Source organism: Pseudomonas sp. CGJS7, from assembly GCF_036961695.1.
Genome location: NZ_JBAMDI010000009.1, coordinates 149620 through 156420 on the forward strand (window position 1 = coordinate 149620; position 6801 = coordinate 156420).

Annotated in this window: 5 protein-coding genes and 1 pseudogene; 2 read left to right on the forward strand and 4 right to left on the reverse strand. The window is 69.7% G+C overall.

The genetic code is table 11. The features are described 5' to 3' along the window. Window positions 1–296: 296 nt before the first annotated feature. The 4 genes from V7787_RS08640 to V7787_RS08655 are packed head-to-tail and all read right to left on the reverse strand — an operon-like array spanning window position 297 to window position 4904. Window positions 297–1301, reverse strand: a complete 1005-nt coding sequence (locus tag V7787_RS08640; RefSeq protein ID WP_336087250.1) for a Csu type fimbrial protein — start codon at window positions 1299–1301, stop codon at window positions 297–299. Further along, window positions 1298–3688: a fimbria/pilus outer membrane usher protein gene (locus V7787_RS08645; protein WP_336087253.1), complete on the reverse strand. Its 2391-nt coding sequence runs from the start codon at window positions 3686–3688 to the stop codon at window positions 1298–1300. Before V7787_RS08645 ends, V7787_RS08640 begins: the two co-directional genes overlap by 4 nt. Continuing rightward, on the reverse strand, window positions 3639–4391 hold the full coding sequence (locus tag V7787_RS08650; protein ID WP_336087255.1) for a fimbrial biogenesis chaperone: 753 nt from the start codon (window positions 4389–4391) through the stop codon (window positions 3639–3641). Before V7787_RS08650 ends, V7787_RS08645 begins: the two co-directional genes overlap by 50 nt. 9 nt (window positions 4392–4400) lie before the next feature. Then, a complete protein-coding gene (locus tag V7787_RS08655; protein ID WP_336087257.1) occupies window positions 4401–4904 on the reverse strand; it encodes a Csu type fimbrial protein in 504 nt (167 codons plus the stop codon). A 344-nt stretch (window positions 4905–5248) separates the two neighbouring features. Here V7787_RS08655 and V7787_RS08660 point away from each other — a divergent pair, with 344 nt between their 5' ends. Both V7787_RS08660 and V7787_RS08665 read left to right on the forward strand, forming a co-directional pair. Next, window positions 5249–6364, forward strand: coding sequence for a hypothetical protein (locus V7787_RS08660; protein ID WP_336087259.1), 1116 nt, complete (start codon window positions 5249–5251; stop codon window positions 6362–6364). Window positions 6365–6541: 177 nt separating this feature from the next. Next, window positions 6542–6801: pseudogene (locus tag V7787_RS08665) on the forward strand (hypothetical protein); the annotation flags it as partial.

Genomic DNA, 6801 nt, shown 5'->3' on the forward strand with positions numbered 1-6801 from the left:
TCAATGAGTTACGGCGCAATACTTCAGGTGTTGCATTAACTTGGGCGGGGCGTTAGTCTGCCGCCATCCCGGTGCCAGCCGGGGCCGTGCCACAACTCGTAATCTTCCGGCGCGAGCCGGTTTGAAGGAGGCTTCGGCCTCCTTTTTCTTTGCCGGCGCCTGCGATCACCACGCAGGTTCGTCCGCCCCTGTAGGAGCTGCGCAAGCTGCGACCGCGAAACCGCAGTGGCGGCGTAAGTGTGGTTTCGCGGTCGCAGCTCGCGCAGCTCCTACAGGCAGCTCCGGGCGCGATTCGCTCAATAGGTCACCGTCACCGTAATCGTGTCGCTGTAACTGCCCACCGTCGCTGTCTGCGGCGCGACCCGTCCGTACACCGTTTGCGGTTGCGCCACGCCGGTCCCGGTGCCGGTCAGCGTGTCGGTGCCGACGGTGTTGCCCCAGCGCAAGGTGCGGCCGGCGTTGCGGTACAGCTCATACGGCACGAACTGGCCGCCGGCGTTGCGCATGCGCCGGATCGTGCCACTGGCGTAGAGGCCGTTGTTGAGGCCGATCTGCCAGGCGGTGCGGCCGGTGCAGACCATGCCGATGTCGGTGGTGCGGTCGACGTTGGCGGTGATTACGCCGGGCACGTTGCCGAAGGCCAGGTCCGGCACCGGCTTGGGCGTGAGCGTGCAGGTGTTGGGCACCGAGCCGTTGACGGTGAAGGGGAACGTGCTCGGCGTGCCGGCGCTGCCGCCGCTCAGGCACGAGGCCGGCATCGCTGGCGTGCCCAGCAGGGCTTCGGCATAGCGGAATTCGATCAGCGTGTCGGCGCCGGCGGTGAAGCGATTGATGTAGGTGCCGGCATTGAGCCCGGTCTGCGCCGGGATGCGGCCGTACAAGGTCGCGGTAAGGGTCTGGCTGCCGCCGAGCAGCGGCACTGCGTAATCGAATTGCAACGGCACGAAGTTGGGCACGGTGGCGTTGCCGCGCGCGCCCCAGATCGCGCTGCGCGCCGCGTCGGTGTACAGCTGCATCTGCATCGGATCGTTGAAGCCGTTGATCATCCGCCGCGGCGCCAGGGTGCCGCCGCCGTCGGTGCCGCTGAAGATGCTCACGCACATGTTGACCTTGGCCCGCGCCAGCAACGACAGCGCGCCGGTCGAGCAGGTCACGGTGAGGGTCGCGGTGGCGTCGCTGATCGCGCCGGTGGTGGCGGGGAAATTCAGCGCGGTCATGCTGCCGGTGCAGGTGGTCGCCGCGCGCGCGGGCGCGGCGATCCACAGCAGGCACAACAGCGCGAGCGACAGCCAGCGGCTCATGGCGCGGCCTGCGCGGTGCACGGCAACGGGCCGATCCGGGCGATGCCGCGGGCATCGCTGGGGTAGTCGAAGCGCACCCGGCACGCGCCTTGCGGCGTGTCCACGCGCAGCTCGTTGTGGTCTTGCAGCGATTCCAGATAGGTCTCGCCGTCGTAACCGATCACCGCCTCGCCGCCTTCGCCGGTGCGCACCCGCGCGCCCACCGGCAAGGCTTGGCCGGCGCCGTCGCGCAGGATCAGCACCGCCGCGCGGATCTTCTCGATCGAGAACCGCACCAGCGTGCCGGAACGGTCTTTCGGCGTGGCCTGGGTTTCGACCCGGTCGAGCTTGGTGTCGGACGGCAATTCCATCGGATCGATGCCGATGCGATTGCGTTGCCAGGCATTGAGCGGCGTCACCAGCAGCATGCCGTCGCGATCGGTGCGGCCGTAAGCGCGGTTCTCCAACAGCACCGGCACGTCGGCCACGCCGGTGGACACCACCGCGAACGCGTCGCTGACGTTGCGCGCGGCGAAGGCGTGCCCGCCCATCCAGATCAGCGCACCGCTGGCGCTGGCGTAGCCGTAATCGTTGTCGCCCTGGCGGGCGATGCCCAGGTTGAAACGGCCGACGTCGGTGAGCCAGCCCACTTCGGCCAGTCCGCCTTCTTCGCCGTCGCCGCCGCGCGCTTGCAGGCGCCAGCCGAAGCCGCCGTCGCCGGGCACCGGCCGGGTCAGATCGACCACCGCCTGATCGCGGTCGCGGGTGCGCTGCGCCGAGACGCTGAGTTGAGTGCTGCGCCGGTTGGGATCGTCGAAGTTGTAGCTGAAACCCAGGAACACGCTGCGGTCGGCGCTTTCGTCCAGGTTCTGGTTGTACGACAGATTCAACGCAGTGCGGCCGCCGAAGCTGCGGCTCCAGGTCGCGCTGCCGTAACGCGCCGGGGTTTCGCCGCGGTAGATCAAGCGCACGTAACTCAAGCCGAGGCTGCCCAACGCGCCGCCGCTCCAACTCACCACCGCGCGCTCGCTGACCCGCGGTGCGCCGAGACCGTACGCCGAGGCCAGATCGCGGTATTCGCCGTGGGTGCGTTGGGTGTCGGCGGAAAAATTGAAGCGGCCGTTGCTCCAGTTGTACGCGGCGGCGTACAGCCAGCCCGAATCCTTGCGGTCTTGCCCGTGCGCGAGCGACGCGCTGACCACGCCGGCCTGGCCGAGCAACCACACTCCGCCGACACCGCCGTTGACCACGCCGTCGCCGCCTTCGCCATGCGCTTCGACGGTGAAGCGGTCGCTGACGCCGTAGCGCAGATCGCCGCTGAACAAGGGTTGGTTGCCATAGGCGAACGAACGCACCGCGTAGTCCTCGCGCGCCAGACCCAGACTCAGCGACCAGTCCGACAAGCCCTTGGCCAGCAGTTGCTGCGCGGCATAGAACGGGAAGTCGAGGGTGCGGGTGCGGCCGAACGCATCGGTCACCACCAACTGCGCGTTGCCGGCGCCGGTGATGCCGGGAATGGTCGCCAACTGGAACGGGCCGGGCGCGACTTGGCCGCTGTATTGGCGGATGCCGTTGACGTACAGATCCACCGCCGAGGGCACCGCGACTTCGCCGAGCAAGGTCGGCAGCGGGGTGGTGATGCGGTAGGGCTGCAAGCCGAAATCGCGGCCGATGCGGATGCCGCCCAGGCGCAGCGGGCGGCTCCAGTCGAGCTGTCCGCTGATTACGTCGCCCACGGTCACGCTGAACATCGACTCGGGCTTGGACCAACGCCAACTGCTGTCCAGGCGCACCGAGTCGGTGCGGCGCGGATCGTCTTCGTTCTTGTAGCTGCGGGTCACCCCGGTCTGACTGAAGACGCCGCCGCCCAGGCCGAACGCGCGCAACTCGGCGAACGCGGTGGTGCTGTCGCCGCGATCGTCGCGGCTGGTGTACAGGTCGTAGTTGAGCAGCAGGCCGGGCGAGGCGGTGGCGACGGGCACGTCGGCGCCGGGCGCGTTGAGCCGGGCGACGGTCAGCGACAACAACGCCAACGGCGCGTCGATCGCCACCCGCTGGCTGGCCGCATCGAAGCGCACCGCCACGCCGGGCAGGCTGTCGGGCGCCAGGGTTTCGCCGCTGTCGCGGCCTTCCAGCAGGAAACCGATCGCGCGCAGCGTGGCCACGCTGGCGTACAAGCGGCCTTCGCGCAGCTCGAACGGCTGCGGCGCGGCGTACGCGGTCTGGTTGAGGCTGACTTCCAGATACAGGGCCATGTTCGCCGCCTGCGCATCGCCGGCGCGGGCGAGGACCAGCGGCGGCGGCTCGACCGCGCGGCTGGGGTGCGATGCCAGCAGGAGCAGGCCGGCCGGCATGGCTTCAGCGAGCCGGCGGGTCCAGCGCCAGCGCCTGCTCGTCGGATTCGCCATTGATCCTCGCTTTGAACGTGCCCGGACCGCGCAACAGCTGCGCCGGGGCCTTGAGCGCCCAGCGCATACGCTGGCCGGGCAGGGCATAGCCGAGCAGGCCGGGGGCGATCGGATGGCGCGCGCCTTGTTCGTCGACGAAGGTCAGGTCGGCCAGCTGCGCGTGCTGGTCGCCGCGGTTGTCGATCGCGAACCACGGCGTGTCGCCTTCGAAACTCAGCTGCGCGCGCAGTTGCGGGCGCAGCGCCGGGTCGCCGGCCGGGGCCAGAAACACCGGCACCGAATAGCGCAGGACGAATTGCAGGCCGTTGTCGGTCGGGGTTTGTTCCGGCGGCAGCTCATCGACGATCAGGCGGTAGGCGGTTTCCGCTGCCGGCGGCGGGCCGAGCCGGATCACCCGGATCAGCTGGCGCGCGCCCGGCGCCAGTTCGATCATCGGCGGACTGATCGCCAGGCCTTGGCTGGGCTCGAAGCGCTCGGCGCCGTTTTCCTGGACCCAGCGGAACACCCGTACCTGGGCGCGCAGGGTCGTGTTGCCGGTGTTGTTGAGCCACAGGCCGTCGGCCTGTTGGCGCGCCTGCAGGGTCAACGAGGTCGGGGTGACCTGCAGGCCGGCCGCGTGGGCCGGCGCCAGCGCCAGGACCACGCTCAGCGCGAGCGAGGCCGAGGCGGCGCGGACTGCCTGGGCGAGCCGGCCGCCGATCATCGGCTGGGATCAGTAGGTGATCGTGGCGACTACCACGTCATTGTAAGTACCAACGGGAAAGTTGGCGCTGGGCGTCCGCCCGTACACCGGCACGTTGACCGCCGCGCCGGTGCCGCTGCCGGCCAGGACATTGCCGCCGACGCCGGTGGTGCTGCCCCAGACGTCGCCGGCGCCGCGCGCGGCCGCCCGATACAGCTGGTACGGGATCAGATTGGCGCCGGAGGCCATCTTGCGGCTGTTGACGTCGGTGCCGTTCTGGCCGTTGTCCAGGGCGATGGTGTAAGCCGTGCCCGGGGTGCAGTTGACGGTCAGCTGCCCCTGCTGGTCGACGTTGGTCGCGGTCGAGGCGACCGAACCGAAGTTGACCGGCAGCGAAGCGACGGTGTGGATGTCGCAGACGCTGGTGATGGTGATAGTGACGTTGAGATTGGTGTTGTCGACGGCCGCCAGGGCGGGGCCGGTCGCGGCCAGGGCCAATACAGCGACGAACAAACGGGACGGACTCATACGCATGATTCGGTCTCCTGCGCTCAAGGCGCTTTGGCGTGCCGGATAACACCGGATTTGCCTGAATTCAACGCATAAAACATGCCAGTGCGGGCACCTTATCCGGCCATAAACGGACAGAGCGTGATACCGATCACGAGACACCCGACCCTCCCTGTTCAGGACTGAATATGTGATTCAAATCACATTAAAAGCGCGGCCCAATTTGCGCTCCGTTTCGACCCGGGTCGTCAACAAATGCGCGACCGGGTCGAAAAAGTGAGCGAGCGTGAGCGAACGGCTTGTGCGCTTGGAAGCGCACCGCCAAGATGCCCCTCCGCGGACGCTCCTCCGCGTAAGGGGGAGCCACGATGTCCTTGGTCCGACGCGCCAGCCTGATCCTGCTGACCGCCGCCGCGCTGGCGGTGGCCGGTTGCGGCCCGGAGCCGGAGACCGCCGATACGGTCCCGACCCTGCCGGCCCAGGCGGTGACCCAACTGGTATCCGACCTGCGCCACAACGACCTGGCCGGCTACGCCCGCCATGCGGTGCCGCCGGCCCTGCATGCGCGGCTGGAACAGGCCTGGAGCGAGGGCCGCACGGTCTGGCCGCTGACCGAGCTGCCGCTGGACGATCGCTTCCCTTCCTTTATCGCCGCGCTGGCCGAGCAGGACGCCGAACGCAAACTGGTGGCTACCTACCGCCGCCAGTTTGCCGGCGCCGACGCCGAACTGCGCTCGGCGGCCAAGACCGTGGGCCTGTTCGCCGCCCAGTACGTGCGCGGCGAGCCCAGTTACAGCGAGGCCGAACGCGACCACCACGCGCAATTGATCGGGGTGTTCAGCGATTGGGCGCAGACCGCGCCGTTGGGCGATTCCAGGCGCGCGCGCGAGGCGATCCCGCAACTGGTCTCGGCCGCCCGCGCCACCGGCCTGGCCGCGCCGGACGCGTTCGCCAAGACCGGGATGGACCGCAGCCTGCGCCGGCTGGGGCCGTTCGTGGAGCGGCTCAAGCAGGTGCTGACCGGTTATGGCCTGAACCTGGACCGGGCCCTGGACAGCGTCGATGTCAGCCTGGCCGAACAGACCGGCGAGACCGCGCGGGTGCGCATCCGCTATGAACTGGCGGGCGAGCCGGTCGATGCCTACGTGCTGGTCCAGCGCATCGACGGCCGCTGGTACCTCAGCGACGTGCTGCGTCACGCCCAGGCCGAGGCCGACGCGCCGGCCAAGGCGCCGGCCTCGCCGGCGCTGGCCGAGAAGCTGGCGGCGGTGGTCAAGTTGCAGGGACGTCCGCGGGTGCCCGCGCCCAAGCCGGCCGCGGCCGCGGCGCCCGCGCCTGCGACCGCGGTGTCGCCGGATGCGGCTCCGGTGGTCGCAACGCCGGCTGCCGAAGCCGCCGATCCGAAGCCCGACCCCCAACCCGTCGCCAAGCCGGCGCCCAAGCCCGCCGAGGCGGTGGAACCGCCGGCGCCGAAGTCGCATTGATCGATGACGGCGCGGTCGCAGCGGGCAGGCGCCGCAAGACCTCTGCCCCGGCACCGACAAGTGCCGCAGCCGCACCGCGGTGACGTCTGGCGCCACTTGTAGGCCACACCCGAGTCCCATGGCCGTCCGCCGCCGCGGCCGGACGCGCATCGGGGACGAATAGGCATAATGCCGGCAATGCCGAAACAGACGCCCCTGCCTTTCCCCGACGCCGCCCCGGCCGATGCCCAGGCATCGACCGGCGAGTCCGCGCCGCCGGCCGGCCCTTCCGAACCGGCCGCCGCACGCGCGCCGGATGGCGTCAGCACCGATCCGCTTAGCGAAACTATGTCTCCTGCGTCCGTTCCGAACGATTCCGATCCCACTGCATCCACGGCCGCGGGGCAAACGCCGCCGTCCGCCGTCGAGCCGTCCGCCGCCGAGCCGGCCGCGACCGA

Bases quoted from the DNA above. Each gene is read 5' to 3' on its own strand.
- V7787_RS08640 (WP_336087250.1), bottom strand. From the start codon at position 1,301: ATGAGCCGCTGGCTGTCGCTCGCGCTGTTGTGCCTGCTGTGGATCGCC.
- V7787_RS08645 (WP_336087253.1), bottom strand. From the start codon at position 3,688: ATGGCGAATCCGACGAGCAGGCGCTGGCGCTGGACCCGCCGGCTCGCT.
- V7787_RS08650 (WP_336087255.1), bottom strand. From the start codon at position 4,391: ATGATCGGCGGCCGGCTCGCCCAGGCAGTCCGCGCCGCCTCGGCCTCG.
- V7787_RS08655 (WP_336087257.1), bottom strand. From the start codon at position 4,904: ATGCGTATGAGTCCGTCCCGTTTGTTCGTCGCTGTATTGGCCCTGGCC.
- V7787_RS08660 (WP_336087259.1), top strand. From the start codon at position 5,249: ATGTCCTTGGTCCGACGCGCCAGCCTGATCCTGCTGACCGCCGCCGCG.